Source organism: Vibrio sp. Vb1018 (assembly GCF_033338775.1).
Lineage (GTDB): Bacteria > Pseudomonadota > Gammaproteobacteria > Enterobacterales > Vibrionaceae > Vibrio > Vibrio alginolyticus.
The window spans coordinates 166,003-181,749 of record NZ_JAWOTI010000009.1 but is presented as its reverse complement, the minus strand read 5'-3'; the positions used below and the strand labels follow the sequence as shown (position 1 = coordinate 181,749).

The following is a 15,747-nucleotide window of genomic DNA, read 5'->3' as shown; positions in this document are numbered from 1 at the left end:
GGCTACGACGATTGATGGGCGTAGCCGCTCAGATCGTAGTTTCTTGATTTAGTTCCATCGAATTACGCAACAAAGCCCTTCTGCTCCCCAAAGCTTTTTAAATTGGCGATAGGTATTAGTTACCTTTTTAGCCAAAGGAGAATCAAGAATAATAGGCAGTGAATCTTGCAAAGCGTGCTCATGAATAAGCTGTTCTATATCAAAGAGTAACTCTTGAGTTCTCCCGACGCTAAAAGCCGGTATAACAATTACGCCACCATCCTGAAGTGCATGCTCAATAATAGAAAGCAATCGCCTACTGCGAGACTCTACATCTTCGTGAACTTTATTGCCGTATGTCGACTCGATAAACAAATAGTCAGCTTTTTCAGGCGATACCGGATCCGGTAGGAGAGGCGTGTTACGAGGGCCCAAATCCCCTGAGAACACAACAACCTCATTGTTTGATAAACGAAACTCAACATATGCAGACCCTAAAATGTGTCCTGCTGGTTGAAAGCGAAGAGAGGCATGTTCTTCAATCTCTATCCATTGGGAATAAGGGCAAGGGCGAATAAGCGTTCGAATAAAATCGAGCACGTTTTCCCTTTGATGATGCCTCATGCCTAGTTGGAGCTTTAATCCATCTTCTAACATAAGCGGTACGAGCTCAGCGGAGGCTTCCGTACAGTAAATAGGCCCCTTATAGCCAGCAGCCAATAACCAAGGTAGCCGACCAACATGATCGATATGAGAATGGGTTAGAACAACCGCTTTGAGATCAGAGATAGAAAAGTCGATATTCAAACTCTGCCGCTGAGCATTATCTTCACCTTGTAGCAAACCACAGTCGATCAGCACACTTCCATTTTGTAACACGAGCTCGTGGCAAGAGCCAGTAACCGTATTTTTCCCACCGTGGTGCAGTACTTTCATAACAAAACGACGCTTTTACCTTTGCTAGCTTACGCTTGTGAGTATCTATATTACACGTAGCCAAACCTCACTATTTGGCAGCGATTCGGTAAATCGCTCAGTAGGTAGGGTAAGCAGGCAGATAGTGAATAAGTGAGCGTATTGTAGGCAAGCAAAATAGGAGAAAGAAAATGGCAAAACTGAAAGTTTAGAGAGACTTAGATGTTCGTCATAAATTTGACTGTGTTAAGTTGCAACTGCTTGTGATGCAATTCATATTATTGCAATTATTTGCATTTAATCTTTTGGAATCAACGTCACTGGCTGCTTAGTCCTAACTGCGTAAATGGGCGTCTGATAATTATAATTTTATAAAACCGACACATTTCTGACGCTTTAAGTGTCAGGAAAGAGCTATTTTTTTGTAAGTTTTTCGATTGAATGGCTTTTCGTTGCAACGAGTTTACTATACAATTCGTCACCAGATCGGAGATGCAACCGATTAAATCGTGAACATTTCAATTGCCTCTAGGAGCCAGACCTAGGGGCGGTAGCGTGCCCGAAGTCGTTATAACTCCGAGGTCTCTAAAGCTAAGCATCTGAAAAGTGAAATAACTTTTAATAATAATAAGCATCTAAGTGCATTTCTGGCAAGATTGATTTATAAAAAACGAGAACTATTACAAATTTATGTAATTCCCTTTTGTCAGAGGGACGCTCAAAGCTAACAAAGTGGCGAGCAAATGTTGGTTAGGCATAGGTTACAATTTAAATCTTCATTTCTCATACCTATCAAAACCAAATACTAGGTTTATAGAAGTACTTAACTACCGGTCCAAACCGTCAGTTAGTATGTTCAGCTTTGTATTTGGCCTGCCTATAAAAGGCTGAGAACCGATGACCGTCACGAGCTAGTGTCGGTGGAACTCAGTTACTTACATATTCAATATTAGGAATTAGCGTTTGCAATGCGTTACAACCCACGTTGGCTAATTCGGTTTTGTCACGCCCAAAAATCACCTGCTCATTCTTAGAGTTCGGCGTGTCTAGATACGAGCGAAGCAAGAATTAGCAGTATCGGACCTGTGATGCAATGGAATCCGTAAAGGAAATCAGTCGGATGCGTTATAGATTTACCTCAAACTTATTTAATAACACAGTTGGCTATCATGAATAATGCATATTTATTTGTATTTATTTTGTCGTTCGTTCTACTTTTTGTTATGCGCAAAGTTGCTAAGCGCGTAGGTCTAGTAGATAAACCCAATGCAAGAAAGCTTCACCAAGGTGTCGTACCCCTTGTAGGAGGTATCTCCATTTTCTCTACTATACTGGTCGGGTTCCTTCTGTTCCTACCAATGAATGACAACCTATCACTCTACTTATCTTGTTCGGCTGTGCTTATAGTGCTCGGCGCATTAGATGACTACTACGATGTAAGTTTCAAAATTCGTCTTATTATCCAAGCCGGAATATCCCTTGCGATGATTTACATCGGAGGCCACAGCTTACACGATTTAGGCTACTTAATGGGGAGCGAAACCATTGCCCTTAATGAAGTCGCTGGCGCAGTGATCACCGTTATTGCGGTAATAGGCGCAATTAACGCATTTAATATGGTTGATGGCATAGACGGCTTGCTGGGCGGGTTAGCCTCGGTCACCTTTACAGCGTTGGGTATTGTCTTTGCGTACAACGGAAATGAATATTTGGTGACGATTTGTTTAATGATAGTGACTGCGATGCTTCCTTATATCTTCCTGAACTTAGGTTTCCCACTAGGTCGTCGCTTTAAGATCTTCATGGGTGATGCAGGCAGTATGTTCATCGGCTTTACTGTGGTCTGGATGCTAATTAGTGGCACGCAAGAACCAGGAGCTGTAGCCTTCAAGCCAGTCACCGCTCTGTGGTTAATTGCCTTACCCTTGATGGACATGGCAACCATTATGATCCGTCGTATTCGTAAAGGTCAGTCCCCATTCCAACCAGACAGAGAACATCTACACCATATTTGCCAACGTATTGGGCTTTCACCAGGTGCAACGTTAATTTTCATCTGTTCGATGGCATCGATTTGTGCCGCTATCGGCTTGTGGGCTGACTTTGTTGGCATTAGTGAATCAGTAATGTTTGTAGCTTTCTTGATTTTGTTTGCATGCTATTTTTCGGTAATTAGCCATATTTGGCGTATCTCTTCTTGGTTTAACAAGCTATTTCATACTTTAGGACTTCAGTTTACGTCTAAGTAGAAAATTAAAAAAAAGGCCTATTGGGGCAGGGTAGCCAAAATAGGCCAAATCAAGTAATTACAGGTGGTTAGCGAAAACTGACTGTCTCAAAATGAATAAAAACTGTCTTATGCGTAACCGAAGTCTGAGATGAAATGTAGAAAAACTTCACGATTTAAGGTGAAGGATTCTATAGATATCGCTGGAAAAACAGCTTCGATTGCACAAGCGGTGAGGTGATGAAGCACAGACCAAAATAAAAATTAAATAAGAAAAATGCTGGTTACAAACACTAATCTTGTTAACGCCAGTACGTTTTTTTGTACGTGTCTCGTGTTGATAAATATAAACCAATATATGCCCTTTACAGGGGGATTTAGGTTGTCTAGGAAAATAATATGAAATACTTAGTAACAGGCGCTGCTGGATTCATTGGCAGTGCGGTTGTCGAACGCCTGACAGAAATGGGCCACGATGTTGTTGGCATTGATAACATTAACGACTATTACGACGTTAACTTGAAGTATGCTCGTTTAGAGCGAATCGAACACCGTCTATTTAAGTTTATCAAACTGGATATTGCCGACCGCGTGGCAATCCCAGAGCTGTTTGTCAGTGAACAGTTTGATAGAGTAATCCACTTAGCGGCTCAAGCTGGTGTGCGTTACTCTATTGATAATCCTCTCGCGTATGCGGACAGCAATTTAGTGGGACACCTAAATATTTTAGAAGGGTGTCGCCACAATAAAGTTAAACACCTCGTTTATGCTTCCTCCAGTTCTGTTTATGGTCTAAATGGAAAGGTGCCTTTCAGTACCGATGATTCTGTCGACCATCCTATCTCTCTGTATGCCGCAACCAAAAAGTCTAACGAGTTGATGGCACACACTTATTCTCACCTTTACGACATTCCTACAACCGGATTACGTTTCTTTACTGTTTATGGTCCATGGGGGCGTCCGGACATGGCGCTGCTCAAGTTCACTCATAAAATCGTGAAAGGCGAAACCATCGATATTTATAACAATGGTGACATGCGCCGTGATTTCACATATATCGATGACATCGTAGAAGGAATCATTCGGATCCAGAATGTTATACCTGAGGAGAATAGTGATTGGACTGTTGAAGAAGGTTCACCGGCAACTAGCTCTGCACCCTATCGTGTGTACAACATTGGAAATGGCAAACCTGTAAAGCTCATGGAGTACATCCAAGCGTTAGAAGAATCATTAGGAATAGAAGCGAAGAAAAACTTTATGCCTATGCAGCCTGGCGATGTTTATCAAACCTTTGCAGATACGACAGCTCTATATGAGGCTACTGGGTATAAGCCTGAAGTCGATGTACGAGAAGGTGTGAATGAGTTTGTCGAGTGGTTTAGAAACTATTACCTATAGAAACTCGTAATACAATATCATATTTAAGTAATAATCGCCCTCCCCCCCAAAAAAAATACTGTTATGAAATTGTCCAAAGTATAATCCAGAAGTTATAACCTGGTTTTGTAGGTGAATATATTTAAGGTTGTGTCGATACCAATTAAAATAATTAGATTTTGATTTAATTCTAAGACTATATAACTATGTTTTAATTAGAAGTTTATAACCATTTACGATGTGAAAACAGAATGCAGGTTAGGACTTGGTGATGAATTATAAATGGTGATTCTATTTGAACCTTTAATCTAATTTATTAAAGATGTTAATAACAAATGACAAAATTAAAAGCAAGGCTTACTGTTAACTTTTTAGCTAATATTTATGCTCAGGTTGTGAGTTTAATATATTTAGTTCTTACTGTGCCATTATATTTAAGTTTTTGGCATATTGAACTTTATGGAGAGTGGTTAGTTTTATCAGCGTTACCATCATATATAGCACTTTCAAATATGGGATTGATGAATGTCGCTCAGAATAAAATGACTATAGCTATGAGCAAAGGAGATTTAGCCTGTGCTAAAACTAGTTTACATACAGTATGGACGGCACAATTAGGGATATCTATTATTGTGGGTTCGTTAATTTTACTACTAGTCAATGTACTAGATTTGGCTAGTATTTTAAAATTAAAATATATTAGTGAAGACGATGCAAGATTTGTCTTCTGTGAGCTTGCAGTTTTTGCATTGCTGAACCTGCAAGTAGGTATATTTGGAGGAATATATCGTGCTGTTGGCAAAAACTCTAGGGGAGTTGTAATAATTAATACCATACGGCTTTTTAGTATTGTCTCAGTAGCGTGTTTGTTAATTCTAGGTATAAAAAATGTTACAAATATATCGGCTGTAATGGTTTTGTCATATATTGTTGGTATTTTATTTATTTCTTATGACTCAGCTAAAATTGCTCCTAATTTGAGACCTGGGTTTAAGGCATTTGATATAAGTAGCCTCAAAGAATCAATAAATCTAGGACTGGCATTCATGGCTTATCCATTAGGTAGAGCCATAACGAATCAAGGTATGTTATTGTTTACTAATGCTTATGTTGGGAGTGCAAGTGTCGTAATATTAACAAGCTTAAGAAGCCTTGTTAATATGGCGTTCCAAATTAGTAATCTGATTCATTTATCTACTTGGCCTGAATATTCTAGGCTGCATGGTGAAAAAAATTTAGATGGCCTAAGAAAGTTATTTAAGTTTTCTACATCTATCGGGATTTTATTTGGAGTGTCTACTGCTACTTTCCTATTAATGTTTGGCCCTAATCTAATTGAGTTATGGACGAGAGGTGAGGTTTTAGTAGAACGTGATTTATTATTGTTATTTATAATTTCAATTGTATTTAATTCTATATGGTATACATCATCTACTATTTTTAATGCAACTAATAATCATGCAAGTATATCGAAAATATTTTTCCTCGCTTCTAGTGTTGTACCGGTTTCTGCTTGGGTTTTAAACGAAATTACGGGCTTTGAATTAAAGGCTGTAGGTTTTTCCTTTATATTGATGGAAACGGTCATGTTATTATTTGTTGTTCCTAAGGCATTGAAATTAATAAATGTAAGTACTATATCTTGGATTTGTAATAGTTTTATTTTTCCATTTTTAATTATTAATAAAATAAAAATCAATGTGAAGAATTTATTTTTTTAGGTTATTTTTATAACATAACTATTTAGTTGTTTTTAAAGGTTGAGTTTAAATGAAAGTTTTTATTTATTCGATTTAATCTATTGTTGAAATTAACTAAGTTGTTTGCCAGGATTTAATTTGGTTATAATTGTATGGATTTTATTATTTTATTGTTATATGGCCTTGTGAACTTTACTATTATAATTAAAGGCCTATCAAGTAAACAGGGTTATTTTTATTTTCCTTTTTGGATATCTGTTATATCGTTAGGTTGGTTTTACCCACAAGCTATTGGCGGATATTTTCATATAAAGGAATACCCGCCATACTCATATATAAGTGCGCTATTATTTGCAACAATTTGTAACATCTCTTTGTTTTTTGGTTGGTATTTATCGGTTTATAAGCATAGTTCTAAAAAAAGTTGGTTATCTAATAATATAGAAGAAAATAGGCTATATAACGTTGGTGCGTTCTTTTGTCTATTTGGTTTTTATTTTCAAATAAAGCTATGGTCATTGCCTGAAGAAATGTTAGATGCTAATCAATGGAGTGGTGCGACTGTCAAATACTTATTTTTAGGTAGTGTATTTAAATACGGATTTATTATTTTATGGATGCAATATTTAAAAAATGGTAAGTGGTTAAATATAAAATATTTGATATTTATTGTTCCTTGCGCATTACTTTTGTTAAATGCTGCGGTTCTACTTGGTAGAAGATCTGAAATGATGAATATAACCGTATATTTGATTTTTGGACTATGGTTTGCTAAGGGGATAGTTTTTCCTAGAAAATATCTAATTGTTGGGCTTTGTTTAGGGCTGATTCTTATTAACTCAATAGGCTTATATCGCGGAGTAATGAAAGATCGTGATTTGGATTTAGCAACTAAAATAAGCATTGTTACAAATGCTAATTATCTTGAACAAACAAATAAAATCTTTGAAGGCTCAGGAGTTGAGTTTGAAAACTATCTGTTTAGTCGTCAGGCTTATGAAGATTATGGAGATTACGATTTTGGTGCATATCATTGGAATAGAGTTGTTTTAAATTATTTTCCTGCGCAGATTTTTGGTAATGACTTAAAAAACTCTTTAATGATACCCACAATAGACATCATAGAACTTATTAGTTATAGATATGGAGCATATAGACCCGTCGGAAGTACAGCTACAGGTTATTTGGATAGTTTTGGTTCGTTTGGATGGCTAGGGTTTATAAAATTCTTAATTATTGGTTATATGATGGGTACGTTATTTAAAAGTGCTAAGAATGGTTATTGGTTACCACAATTATTATATTTGTCATTTTTAACTGTTGCGATGGTCTCTATAACTCATAATACGAATGATATCCTTGTAAGAGTTTGGATCTATTTCTTTATAATAATCTATCCTATGATAAGAATCATAAATAGTAGATTTTAATATGGATTTATTTTATGAATTTTGTTTTTTTAATTTTAAATAAATTTATTAGATTGATTTCAATGTATTTTAGTACTTTTTTGGGGTATTTGAAGTTTATTTTATCTGGTTGTAAAATTCGTGGTCGTTGCATTTTTTATGGCTCAGCAAAGTTGGGAAGTTCAGGCGTTGGCATTACAATTTCTCATAAATGTAGTTTCGGTGATGGTTTTTTTATATCGGCTTCGAAAGGAGCTAATATAAAAATTGGCCACAATGTATCCGTAAATACAGGTTGCCACTTAGTAGCTGTTAAATATATTGAAATTGGTGAAAATACAGCTATTGGAGAATTTGTTTCTATTAGAGATCAAAATCACCGATTTTGTGATACCCAACGCGGTATTTCATCTCAAGGTTACGATTCATCACCTGTTTCTATCGGGCGTAACGTCTGGATTGGTAGAGGATGCTATATCGGGGCTGGTGTGAAAATTGGAGACTTTTCTGTTGTAGGTGCAAATTCCGTCGTAACTAAAGATATACCAAGTAATGTAGTTGTTGCAGGTAATCCGGCAAGAGTTATTCGACATATAAGGTGATTCGATGAAAGTCATAGTGGCGCAAATAGGGGCCAGACGCAGGTACTTAGTCGCAAAAATTTTAGCAAATGAGTCAATGTTAGAAGCACTATATACTGACAGTTCAAATTATTCATTCTTGGGTAAAATGGCAAAAAAGTGCAACTTCAAAACTGGTCGCTTAGGCCGCTTGGCTAAAAGGATAATAAATGATATACCAATTAACTTGGTTCAAAGTACCGATAAGTTAGTAATTTCTGATGTATCAAGTAAGCTAATTTTAAAGGCTTCTCAAAAACACAAACTTAGTAAGCATGAGGTATTTTCTAAAGTGCTAATAAACTGGGGGTGTCGTAACGCAGATGCTGTTTATGCTATGCAGGATGAAAGTCACGAATTTTTGTTGTATGCAAAAGCCAAAGGATTAAAAATAATACTCGACACATGTGTAACTCCTCTAGCTCTAAGAAAAGTTCGTGACCGTCAACGTAGGTTCCAAGGCTGGGAATCAGAAATATCTGACAGAGAAATATCTAAGTTTGAGCATCAATTTCTGAGAAATTTAAAAATAGCAGATCTTATCCTTTGTCCTTCTAAGGTTGTCGCGGAAGACGTTAAACTCCTCTCCCGTACTCCAGATAATAGACTTAAAATCGTTCCTTATGGTAGTAGTATTACCCTTGGAAACAATAACCCTATCATTGGAAATGTGTTATTTGTTGGTTCTGGAGACGTAAGGAAAGGAATACACGTCATTAGTAAAGTTGCTGAGATGGCCAGAAAAAACAACAAGAAATTTGATTTTAGAATCGTTGGTGAAGTTGATGATAAAATAATTAATAAAGCGGAGTCTAGGTGTTTAAATTTTATGGGCAAGCTTTCTAAAGATGAATTAATAAAAGAGTATGGTAAAGCCGATGTGTTTATATTTCCAACATGTGCTGAAGGGCTTGCAGGATCTGTATTGGAAGCGCTAGCACATGGTTTGCCTATTATAACGACAAAAGCTAGTGGTTTACTTATTAAGGACAAAGTTGAAGGGATTTATATCGACGAAGATAATGTGGATGCATTATTTTTGGAAATCTGTAACTTAATAGAAAATCGCAATTTTAGAAATACTATAGCTAATAATGCAAAGCAACGTTTTGACTATTATACAATTGAATCATATAGCACTAGGTTAATAGAGGCGATTAAATGAACGCTCCTAGTTATAAAATATGTATTTGGATGAATATACCATCACATCATCAATCAGGTTTTTTTCGGTCATTAGAAGAGCACGATAATATATCTATTGAAGTAAGGTATTTTCAAGAGCGCTCGAAGAATCGTACCGCAGAAGGTTGGAACAGTGAGTATATATACAAAAATTATGAAAAATGTGTAAACAAACAAATCACTCCTGAGCAGATGCTAGCGACCGTACCTGATGCTAGAGAACGTATCCACATTATTAGCTCTAGTTTTTCACCAGAACTTGTAAGGTACTTCTGTAATAATAGTATTCAGTGGATACACTGGTCCGAAATGCCTGGGATTAGGTTAGCTGAGTTGCTTAATTTCAGGATGCCTGTTTTTAGGTTTTTGTATCCTTTGATGTTACTTATGAAAAGGAAGGAGGGGAGCCGTATTTCTAGACATGCTATTGGAGCATTCTCACAAGGAAAGTTAGCTAGATTTGCTTTTACTCTGATGGGGGTCAAACATAAGAAGATATTCGATTTGTATTACGTACCAGAACCCTTGCCTAATCTCACGCCAGCGTTGTCAATAAAAGAGTTTGCTCAAGGCCGTCGTGTGTTACTGTGTGTATCAGCTTTATGTCGTAGAAAGGGAATTGACATTCTCTTGAAATCTTTTACTAACGTAGCTAATCGGGATTGGTGTCTCGTTCTATGTGGGCTTGACAAAGCTAACGGGCAGTATCAGCGTTTAGCTAATTCATTGGGTATTGGAGATAAAGTTCTCTTTACGGGGGCCTACCCTATCGATTCAATTGCTGAAGTATATAAGGCGTCTGATGTGTTTGTCCTCCCATCGAGGTTTGATGGATGGGGCGCGGTTTTGAATGAGGCTGCATCTATTGGTTTGCCTATAATTGGTACTGATTTATCGGGGGCGGCTTTACACATCATCAAAAATGATTTCAATGGTTATTGTGTGAAAGCCGGATCAGTTCGTTCATTGAGTAAAGCCCTTTTAAATTATGTTGAACACCCCAAGTTAATAGAAGTTCATGGAAATAACTCTAAGCTTCATTTTAGTAAAGAGTTCACGCCTAAGGAAAATGTTCAAAGGCTAATTATTGGTATAGATAATATGAAAGGAGTGAAAAATTGAAATTAGGTGTTCTTACAAATTCAATATCAAGGAATGCTGGTGGATTATTTACTTCCGTTCGTAAATTATCACAGTCTGTTCAAAAACTTGGCGTGGATGCACACGTATATAGTTTTTGTGACGAGTATACAAACACAGATAAAGAGGTTTGGGCTCCGTTATCTATTGAGGTTTTCAAACCGCTTGGTCCAAGTTTCTTCCCTCTGTCAAAAAAATTTGTTTCCACAGTCACGAAGTCTCAATGTGATATTTTTCATGTTCATGGAATGTGGTTGTTTCCGTCTATCGTTTCTAATCGTTCTTTTAAAAGCAACCAAGCGCCTTATGTAATATCACCTAGAGGGATGCTTGACCCTTGGGCACTAAAAAACTCATCATTTAAGAAAAAACTTGCTAGTGCCATTTTTGAAGACAAGCATCTAAAAAATGCTACTTGTTTGCACGCATTGTGTGAATCAGAAGCCAAATCTATGCGCGATTACGGACTTACAAATCCTATAGCAGTAATTCCAAATGGTATTTCAGTACCAAACTTTACCAAAGAACTGACTTCCTTAGGGAGTAATGTCGAGGGTCAGCGCAAGAAGTTGTTGTTTTTGGGACGAATCCACCCTAAGAAGGGTATAAGAGAGTTACTCGCCGCATGGGCTAAGATAACTCACCAATCTTCCATTTCATCCAATTGGGAATTGGTTATTGCTGGTTGGGATGATGGTGGATACGAAGCGGGCTTAAAAGAGCAATCGAAGCATCTTGGTATAATAGAATCTGTTTCATTTGTGGGACCCAAGTTTAATGATGAAAAAGACAAAATATTAAAAGATGCCGATGCTTTCATATTGCCCTCATTCTCAGAAGGACTGCCGATGTCTGTTTTAGAAGCATGGGCATATTGCTTACCAGTAGTCATGACTGAATTTTGTAATCTTCCAGAGGGTTTCGAATACGGAGCTGCTTTAAAAGCTGAACCTAATATAGATTCTATAGCGTCTGCGCTTAATATACTTTTCTCTCTCTCGTCTGAAGAGTTAATTAAAATAGGAAGTAATGGAAGAAATTTAGTTGAAGATAGATTTACTTGGGAATATATAGGTCAAGTTATGAACGATGTTTATGAATGGTGTATTACTGGTGAAAATCCACCTGAGTGTATACAGTTTTGTAATGTCTAAGTATTAATATGAAATTAAATATTAGTAAAAACCGAGAAGATAAAAAATACCCTCCAATTATTCAGTTTAAGCGAGTTTTATGGGGGGGGGGGCGTATCTTATTTCGGGTTATACCAAGGCCATTTTATAAGCCGAGGAGAATGTTGCTTCGTCTATTTGGCGCAAAAGTAGGGTCTCATGTAAATATTTCAAATACTGCCTGTATATATTTCCCTTGGAATTTAGAGATCGGAGATTGGTCTTCAATAGGTGATTATGTTTACGTTTATAATTTGGGGAAAATTACTATAGGAAAAGAAAGTACTATTTCTCATAAGTCACACCTGTGTGCTGGTTCTCATGATTATACTGTTCCAGATCTGCCATTACTTAAACCAAGTATTATAGTCGAAGACCAAGCCTGGATTTGTGCTGATTCTTTTGTCGGTCCTGGTGTACATATTTCACAAGGTGCTGTTATCGGTGCGCGATCTGTAGTTAATAAAGATGTAGAGTCATGGGTTGTAGTTGCAGGTAATCCAGCGAAATATATAAATAAAAGAAAATTAAGTATATAGATTGTCGGTTTAATAATGAAAACTAATATTTCAGCAATAATTTTGACGTTCAACGAAGAATTACATATTAAACGGTGTATAGAATCTTTATTACCTGTTGTTGAACACATATATATATTGGACTCTTACTCAACTGATTTGACATTAGATATAATTTCTAGATACGATAATGTCTCAGTATTACAAAATAAATTCATAAACCACGCTGATCAATTTAATTATGCATTGGATAATTTTAATATCAGTTCTGATTGGGTTCTGAGAATCGATGCTGATGAGTATATTGATGAGGACTTACGTGCTTATTTTAAAGAAAACTTAAGTAAGTTACCTCAATCAACATCTGGCGTATACCTTAATCGTCATATTACTTTTATGAATAAACTTCTTAGTCATGGTGGTATGTCTGATTATTGGATACTAAGAATTTGGAGAAATGGTTTTGGTCGTTGTGAGCAGCGGTGGATGGATGAACATATTGTTTTATCAGGCGGCGATACTATAAAAGCTGATGGTAAACTAATTGATGATAATTTAAATACGCTAAGTTGGTGGGCTCATAAACATGTTGATTACTCAACACGCGAAGCTATAGATATCATAACAACAGAGTTAAAAGAACAGCGTAGTAGCTTTGAAGCTAAACTTTTCGGTGCAAAATCCCAGAGAACTAGATTACTTAAAAACTTTTATAATTCTTTTCCATTATTTATAAGACCGTTTTTTTACTTTTTTTATAGATACTTTTTCTTAGGCGGATTTTTAGACGGTAAACAGGGTTTTTTGTGGTGTTTTTTCCAAGGGTTCTGGTATCGCATGATGGTCGATGCAAAAGTATTTGAAATTAAATTGTCAACTAAAGATGGCATTGATGTCAAAAATGTTATTAAAAATAAATATGGATTTGATATTTAAATTATGAAAAAAGCACTTATAACAGGTATAACAGGTCAAGATGGCTCTTATTTAGCTGAATTGTTATTAGAAAAAGGATACGAAGTTCATGGCTTAATTCGTCGCGCATCATCTTTTAATACAGAGCGCATTGATTCAACAATCAATGGAAGTGAAAACATTCACCTTCACTATGGCGATTTAACAGACTCATCTAATTTAATCCGTCTTGTAAAAGAAATTGAACCAGATGAAATTTACAACTTAGGCGCAATGTCTCATGTTGCCGTTTCGTTCGAATCACCTGAATATGCGGCTGATGTTGATGCTATGGGTACGATTCGTTTGCTCGAAGCAATTCGTATTAACGGTTTAGAAAAGAAAACTCGTTTTTACCAAGCGTCTACATCTGAACTCTATGGTGAAGTCCAAGAAATCCCTCAGCGTGAAACAACCCCATTCCACCCTCGTTCTCCTTATGCTGTTGCTAAAATGTACGCTTACTGGATTACGGTAAACTATCGTGAATCCTATGGCATGTACGCATGTAACGGTATTCTGTTTAACCACGAATCTCCTCGTCGTGGTGAAACCTTTGTGACCCGTAAAATCACTCGCTCTATTGCCAATATCTCTCAAGGTTTAGAGTCTTGTTTGAAACTGGGCAATATGGATGCGTTACGTGACTGGGGGCACGCGAAAGACTACGTTCGTATGCAGTGGATGATGCTTCAACAGGACGTGGCTGATGATTTTGTTATAGCAACGGGTAAGCAGATTTCTGTTCGTGAATTTGTCCGTATGTCTGCAAAAGAAGCGGGTATTGAACTTGAATTCTCTGGCGAAGGTGTTGACGAAATTGCCACAGTCACAGCAGTCGATAATGAAAAGGCTCCTGCAGTTCAGGTCGGTGATGTGATTGTTCAAGTGAACCCTAAATTCTTCCGTCCTGCTGAAGTGGAAACTTTACTTGGCGACCCAAGTAAAGCTAAAGAAAAACTTGGTTGGGTACCTGAGATTACCGTAGAAGAAATGTGTTCAGAAATGGTAGCGGCAGATGTCGACAAAGCGAAACAGCATGCGCTTCTCAAAGCTAACGGATTTGATGTTTCAATTTCACTTGAAAACTAATGGAAGAGTCAATTGTGAAAAAGCGTATTTTTGTCGCTGGCCATAAAGGCATGGTTGGCTCAGCAATTGTTCGTCAACTCGAAAATCGTGCTGATGTAGAAATTGTTACTCGTGACCGTACAGAGCTGGATTTGCTTGATCAAAAGGCCGTCAACACATTTTTTGCTAATGAAAAGATAGATGAAGTTTATCTCGCTGCCGCTAAGGTGGGGGGGATTCACGCCAACAATACTTACCCGGCAGAGTTTATCTATCAGAACCTAATCATGGAGTGCAATATCATTCACTCCGCTCATAAACACGATGTTCAACATCTTCTGTTTTTAGGGTCTTCCTGTATCTATCCAAAGCTTGCAGAGCAGCCTATGTCTGAATCTGCATTGTTAACCGGTGTTCTGGAGTCAACTAACGAGCCGTATGCGATTGCTAAAATTGCCGGCATTAAACTGTGTGAGTCTTATAACCGCCAATATGGTCGAGACTACAGAAGTGTCATGCCGACAAACTTGTACGGCGAAAATGATAACTTCCACCCAGAGAACTCTCATGTTATTCCCGCATTAATGCGTCGTTTTCATGAAGCGAAAGAGGCCGGCGATGCTGAAGTTGTCGTTTGGGGAACGGGTACACCGATGCGCGAGTTTCTTTATGTAGACGATATGGCTGCGGCATCTGTTCATGTAATGGAACTGGATAGCGAAACCTATCAGGCTAACACTCATCCAATGCTTTCCCATATTAACGTTGGTACTGGTGTTGATTGTACTATTCGTGAAATGGCTGAAACCATGGCGAAAGTAGTGGGTTTTGAAGGTGACGTAGTGTTCGACAGCACTAAGCCAGATGGTACGCCACGTAAATTGATGGATGTATCCCGCTTATCTGATCTCGGGTGGCGATATCAGGTCGAATTAGAAGTCGGACTGACGAAAACCTATCAATGGTTTTTAGCCAACCAGGATAACTTCCGTAAATAGGTACTTTATGACGCAACGACTTGATGAGCAGGCTTTCAAGCTGGTCGTTGCATCTACGCCTCTTGTCTCTATTGATCTCATTATTCGTAATTCAAAGGGACAGATCCTACTGGGTCAACGAACAAACCGGCCTGCTCAAGGGTTTTGGTTTGTTCCCGGAGGGCGTATTTGCAAAGATGAGACTTTTGAACAGGCTTTTCAAAGGTTAACGAAAGTTGAATTGGGTGAAGAGTATTCTCTTAAGCAAGCTCAATTTCTCGGTACTTACCAACATTTCTACAAAGATAACTTTTCTGACGATGACTTCTCCACACATTATGTCGTTTTAGGCTATGAGTTGGAGTTGAATATTGAGCTGACTTCCCTACCCGACGAACAACATAATAACTATCAGTGGTGGGAAGTCGAAAATTTATTAGCGTCCGAACAAGTGCATATAAATACTAAAGCTTATTTTTCAGATAAATAGAATTAAAAGG

Annotated in this window: 13 protein-coding genes and 1 pseudogene; 13 read left to right on the top strand and 1 reads right to left on the bottom strand. The window is 37.4% G+C overall.

All coding sequences use genetic code 11. From position 1 onward, the window contains the following. Window positions 1-78: 78 nt before the first annotated feature. A pseudogene (locus R7Z10_RS12125) lies at window positions 79-915 on the bottom strand (MBL fold metallo-hydrolase); the annotation flags it as partial. 1,148 nt (window positions 916-2,063) lie between these two features. On the opposite strand from R7Z10_RS12125, the gene wecA reads away from it, so the two are divergent. From wecA to R7Z10_RS12060, 13 genes are all read left to right on the top strand, one after another. Beyond that, a complete protein-coding gene (wecA, locus tag R7Z10_RS12120; RefSeq protein ID WP_318104948.1) occupies window positions 2,064-3,143 on the top strand; it encodes a UDP-N-acetylglucosamine--undecaprenyl-phosphate N-acetylglucosaminephosphotransferase in 1,080 nt (359 codons plus the stop codon). A 377-nt stretch (window positions 3,144-3,520) separates the two neighbouring features. Continuing rightward, entirely contained in the window at window positions 3,521-4,522 is a 1,002-nt protein-coding gene (locus R7Z10_RS12115; protein ID WP_318104947.1) for an NAD-dependent epimerase, read from the top strand. A 314-nt stretch (window positions 4,523-4,836) separates the two neighbouring features. After that, window positions 4,837-6,222, top strand: coding sequence for a hypothetical protein (locus tag R7Z10_RS12110; RefSeq protein ID WP_318104946.1), 1,386 nt, complete (start codon window positions 4,837-4,839; stop codon window positions 6,220-6,222). Between the two features lie 131 nt (window positions 6,223-6,353). Further along, complete coding sequence (locus R7Z10_RS12105; RefSeq protein WP_318104945.1) at window positions 6,354-7,631, top strand: hypothetical protein; 1,278 nt, start codon at window positions 6,354-6,356, stop codon at window positions 7,629-7,631. A 14-nt stretch (window positions 7,632-7,645) separates the two neighbouring features. Continuing rightward, window positions 7,646-8,212, top strand: coding sequence for an acyltransferase (locus R7Z10_RS12100; protein ID WP_318104944.1), 567 nt, complete (start codon window positions 7,646-7,648; stop codon window positions 8,210-8,212). A gap of 4 nt (window positions 8,213-8,216) precedes the next feature. Next, a complete protein-coding gene (locus R7Z10_RS12095; RefSeq protein WP_318104942.1) occupies window positions 8,217-9,395 on the top strand; it encodes a glycosyltransferase family 4 protein in 1,179 nt (392 codons plus the stop codon). Then, window positions 9,392-10,537 (top strand): glycosyltransferase family 4 protein, encoded by a 1,146-nt coding sequence (locus R7Z10_RS12090; RefSeq protein ID WP_318104940.1) that lies wholly within the window; start codon window positions 9,392-9,394, stop codon window positions 10,535-10,537. The genes R7Z10_RS12095 and R7Z10_RS12090 overlap by 4 nt, the downstream gene beginning before the upstream one ends. Further along, window positions 10,534-11,709 (top strand): glycosyltransferase, encoded by a 1,176-nt coding sequence (locus tag R7Z10_RS12085; RefSeq protein WP_318104939.1) that lies wholly within the window; start codon window positions 10,534-10,536, stop codon window positions 11,707-11,709. Before R7Z10_RS12090 ends, R7Z10_RS12085 begins: the two co-directional genes overlap by 4 nt. Window positions 11,710-11,717: 8 nt before the next feature. Next, a complete protein-coding gene (locus tag R7Z10_RS12080) occupies window positions 11,718-12,266 on the top strand; it encodes a hypothetical protein (protein ID WP_318104938.1) in 549 nt (182 codons plus the stop codon). Window positions 12,267-12,281: 15 nt separating this feature from the next. Next, a complete protein-coding gene (locus R7Z10_RS12075) occupies window positions 12,282-13,181 on the top strand; it encodes a glycosyltransferase family 2 protein (RefSeq protein WP_318104937.1) in 900 nt (299 codons plus the stop codon). 3 nt (window positions 13,182-13,184) lie between these two features. Beyond that, entirely contained in the window at window positions 13,185-14,291 is a 1,107-nt protein-coding gene (gmd, locus tag R7Z10_RS12070) for a GDP-mannose 4,6-dehydratase (RefSeq protein WP_318104936.1), read from the top strand. Beyond that, window positions 14,291-15,268, top strand: coding sequence for a GDP-L-fucose synthase (locus R7Z10_RS12065; protein ID WP_318104935.1), 978 nt, complete (start codon window positions 14,291-14,293; stop codon window positions 15,266-15,268). The genes gmd and R7Z10_RS12065 overlap by 1 nt, the downstream gene beginning before the upstream one ends. Window positions 15,269-15,275: 7 nt before the next feature. Continuing rightward, entirely contained in the window at window positions 15,276-15,737 is a 462-nt protein-coding gene (locus tag R7Z10_RS12060) for a GDP-mannose mannosyl hydrolase (protein WP_318104934.1), read from the top strand. The last annotated feature ends 10 nt before the right edge of the window (window positions 15,738-15,747 follow it).

Coding starts and splice junctions, on each gene's coding strand:
- R7Z10_RS12100 (WP_318104944.1), top strand. CDS start 7,646: ATGAATTTTGTTTTTTTAATTTTAAATAAATTTATTAGATTGATTTCA.
- R7Z10_RS12080 (WP_318104938.1), top strand. CDS start 11,718: ATGAAATTAAATATTAGTAAAAACCGAGAAGATAAAAAATACCCTCCA.
- R7Z10_RS12115 (WP_318104947.1), top strand. CDS start 3,521: ATGAAATACTTAGTAACAGGCGCTGCTGGATTCATTGGCAGTGCGGTT.
- R7Z10_RS12090 (WP_318104940.1), top strand. CDS start 9,392: ATGAACGCTCCTAGTTATAAAATATGTATTTGGATGAATATACCATCA.
- R7Z10_RS12065 (WP_318104935.1), top strand. CDS start 14,291: ATGGAAGAGTCAATTGTGAAAAAGCGTATTTTTGTCGCTGGCCATAAA.
- R7Z10_RS12110 (WP_318104946.1), top strand. CDS start 4,837: ATGACAAAATTAAAAGCAAGGCTTACTGTTAACTTTTTAGCTAATATT.
- R7Z10_RS12105 (WP_318104945.1), top strand. CDS start 6,354: ATGGATTTTATTATTTTATTGTTATATGGCCTTGTGAACTTTACTATT.
- R7Z10_RS12075 (WP_318104937.1), top strand. CDS start 12,282: ATGAAAACTAATATTTCAGCAATAATTTTGACGTTCAACGAAGAATTA.
- gmd (WP_318104936.1), top strand. CDS start 13,185: ATGAAAAAAGCACTTATAACAGGTATAACAGGTCAAGATGGCTCTTAT.
- wecA (WP_318104948.1), top strand. CDS start 2,064: ATGAATAATGCATATTTATTTGTATTTATTTTGTCGTTCGTTCTACTT.
- R7Z10_RS12095 (WP_318104942.1), top strand. CDS start 8,217: ATGAAAGTCATAGTGGCGCAAATAGGGGCCAGACGCAGGTACTTAGTC.
- R7Z10_RS12060 (WP_318104934.1), top strand. CDS start 15,276: ATGACGCAACGACTTGATGAGCAGGCTTTCAAGCTGGTCGTTGCATCT.